General features: G+C 58.1%; 2 protein-coding genes and 1 pseudogene. All 3 read right to left on the bottom strand.

Going from position 1 to position 2,630, the window contains the following annotated elements:
* On the bottom strand, positions 1–1,280 hold a 1,280-nt coding region (gene argG, locus Q0349_RS13245), incomplete at its 3' end, for an argininosuccinate synthase (protein ID WP_298081487.1).
* 121 nt (positions 1,281–1,401) lie between these two features.
* Positions 1,402–2,217, bottom strand: coding sequence for a molecular chaperone DnaJ (locus tag Q0349_RS13240; protein ID WP_298081486.1), 816 nt, complete (start codon positions 2,215–2,217; stop codon positions 1,402–1,404).
* A 155-nt stretch (positions 2,218–2,372) separates the two neighbouring features.
* A pseudogene (locus tag Q0349_RS13235) lies at positions 2,373–2,630 on the bottom strand (hypothetical protein); the annotation flags it as partial.

Raw genomic sequence — 2,630 nt, 5'->3', positions numbered from 1 at the left:
TCGATGTAGAGCGCCAGTTTGGCGCGGGTGTCGCTGATGTCGAGGTTGCGCAGGGTGAGCTGCCCGATGCGGTCGGCAGGGGTGAAGGGCGCGTTTTCGATTTTTTCCATCGACAGCCGTTCTGGTGCGTAGGTGAGGTTCGGCGATTCGGTGTTGAGGAAGCTGTAGTCGTTGCCGCGGCGCAGCTCCAGGGTGACTTCGCCGGTGATGGCTTTCGCCACCCAGCGTTGCGCGGTTTCGCGCAGCATCAGCGCCTGCGGGTCAAACCAGCGCCCTTGGTAAAGCAGGCGACCGAGGCGGATGCCGTTGATGCGGTATTGTTCGATGGTGTCTTCGTTATGGATGCCGCTGACGAGGCGTTCGTAGGCGATGTGCAGCAGTGCCATGCCGGGCGCTTCGTAGATGCCGCGTGATTTGGCTTCGATAATGCGGTTTTCGATTTGATCGCTCATGCCGAGGCCGTGCCGTCCGCCGATGCGGTTTGCTTCGAGCATGAGTTCGACCGGGTCGGGGTATTCGCGTCCGTTGAGCGCAACCGGCACGCCTTCGGCAAAGCGCACCCGCACGGTTTCCGGCTTGATGGCGATGTCTTCGCGCCAGAAGGCGACGCCCATGATCGGGGCGACGATACGCACGCTGCTGTCGAGTTGTTCGAGGTCTTTGGCTTCGTGGGTGGCGCCGAGGAGGTTGGAGTCGGTGGAATAGGCTTTTTCCGCGCTCATTTTGTAGTCGAAGCCGTTGTCGTTCAGAAATTGCGACATTTCCGCGCGCCCGCCCAGTTCGTCGATAAAGCGTTGATCCAGCCAGGGTTTGTAGATTTTGAGATGTGGGTTGGTCAGCAGGCCGTAGCGGTAAAAGCGCTCAATGTCGTTGCCCTTGAAGGTGCTGCCGTCGCCCCAGATGTGGACGTCATCTTCCTGCATCGCCGCGACCAGCATGGTGCCGGTGACGGCGCGGCCGAGCGGGGTGGTGTTGTAGTAGGTGAGGCCGCCGGTGGTGACGTGAAAGGCGTTGCTCTGGATGGCATTGATGGCCTCGCGCACCAGCTGGCTGCGGCAGTCAATGAGCCGCGCCTGCTCGGCGCCGTATTCTTTGGCTTTGCGCGGGATGGCATCGTAGTCGCTTTCGTCCGGCTGGCCGAGGTTGGCGGTGTAGGCGAAGGGACGCGCGCCTTTTTGTTTCATCCACAACAGCGCAGCGGAGGTATCCAGCCCGCCGGAGAACGCGATGCCGACTTTTTCGCCGACGGGCAGGTGTTGCAGGATGGTTGCTTGACTCATGACAGTTTCCTCTTGAGGTTAAAGGGAACCGCATTTTATCGCCTTTGCCGCAGTGCGGCGGCGATTCGGACACAAAAAACGGGCGGGCATCGCTGCACCGCCCGCCACATGGAGAACCGGTTTAATTGACCATGCAACGCACCGGCGCGAATTGCCCCGGGATTTGCGCATGACAGCGCCAGTCAAGGATGCCGTTGGGAATTTGGTAGAGTTCAAAAGTCAGGCTGCCATTTTGCAGACCGTCGTATGCTTCGTTGTTGAAGGACAATTCGATGCTGTTGCCTTGCAGATTCTCATTGTTCACTTTCACATTGATGTCGTAGTAATTGCCGTCGCGCTCGTAGTAGGGCACGGTGGACGGGAACGCCTGCTCGGCACGGATGTAATCCATCACGCTCTTGCCAGCCTTGACCAGCTCGCCATAGGCGGCTTCTGCCTGCTTTTTCGCCTGATAGCTGTCATAAAACGGTTTGCCGGCAAAGAAGGCGACCAGCAAGGCGCCCGCCAGCATTCCCAGAAAGACGAAGGAACGCCCCATCGAGAGAAATTTGTTACGCGAGGCAATGCTTTTTTCCCATTCTTCCAGCTCAACCGTCATTTGGTTGTAGCGCGCCTTTTGCGCGTTACGCAGTGCTTCTTCGCTGCCATATTCCCTGCCGCTGACATCGACAAAGGTCTGCTTCGGCTTCTGCTCCCCCTTGATTTGAAAGGAAACGTAATAATCGCCACGCAATGCGCCATCAATGCCGAGTTCGTCGTCATAGGCACCGCGTTTTTCCGGATCGGAAAGGGTTTCGTCAATCTTTTTGAGGGTAGCGGCGTATCGGCCTTCCGTATCCTTCCGGCGCAGCGCCTCAATCGCCTGGCGGATTTCCTGCACGCCAGCGGTCGTTTTGATACCCAAGATGCGGTAATAATTGTGTGTTGTCGCAGCCATAAATATTTCCTTAGGAGAGTCGCGGCGAAGCCCCTGAAATTCCTCAGGGTTACAGTCCTTGCCAGCCACGGTTGAGTCATGCGGACGTTACTATGATGTGTCAAAATTGTAATCTATCCCTCCCGGAAAAAGCAAAACATTTTTTACTCATGATGTTACCGCGCTTCGCCAATCGCATCATTGGCGCGTTCCGCGTCGCGCAACACATCCAACGCGACCCGGCCTTCCACCTGTGCGCCGCAACCATCGGCGCTGGCCGACAGTGTGCTGCATGACATCACGAAATCAAACCCTTCCAGCTCCGGCTGGTGGCGCGGCTGGCCATAACTGCCCGCCTCCTGCACGCCGTGCTGCGCCAGCAGTTCATTAAAGAACGCGGCAAAACGCGGCACGAGCGGCGCGTTCGCCTGTTG

The organism is uncultured Cardiobacterium sp. (assembly GCF_938028185.1).
Taxonomy (GTDB): Bacteria; Pseudomonadota; Gammaproteobacteria; order Cardiobacteriales; family Cardiobacteriaceae; genus Cardiobacterium.
This window is presented reverse-complemented; position numbering and strand designations above follow the sequence as displayed.

What these genes read in the sequence shown, in the direction of transcription:
- Q0349_RS13240 (WP_298081486.1), bottom strand. Translation starts at nt 2,217, where the DNA reads ATGGCTGCGACAACACACAATTATTACCGCATCTTGGGTATCAAAACG.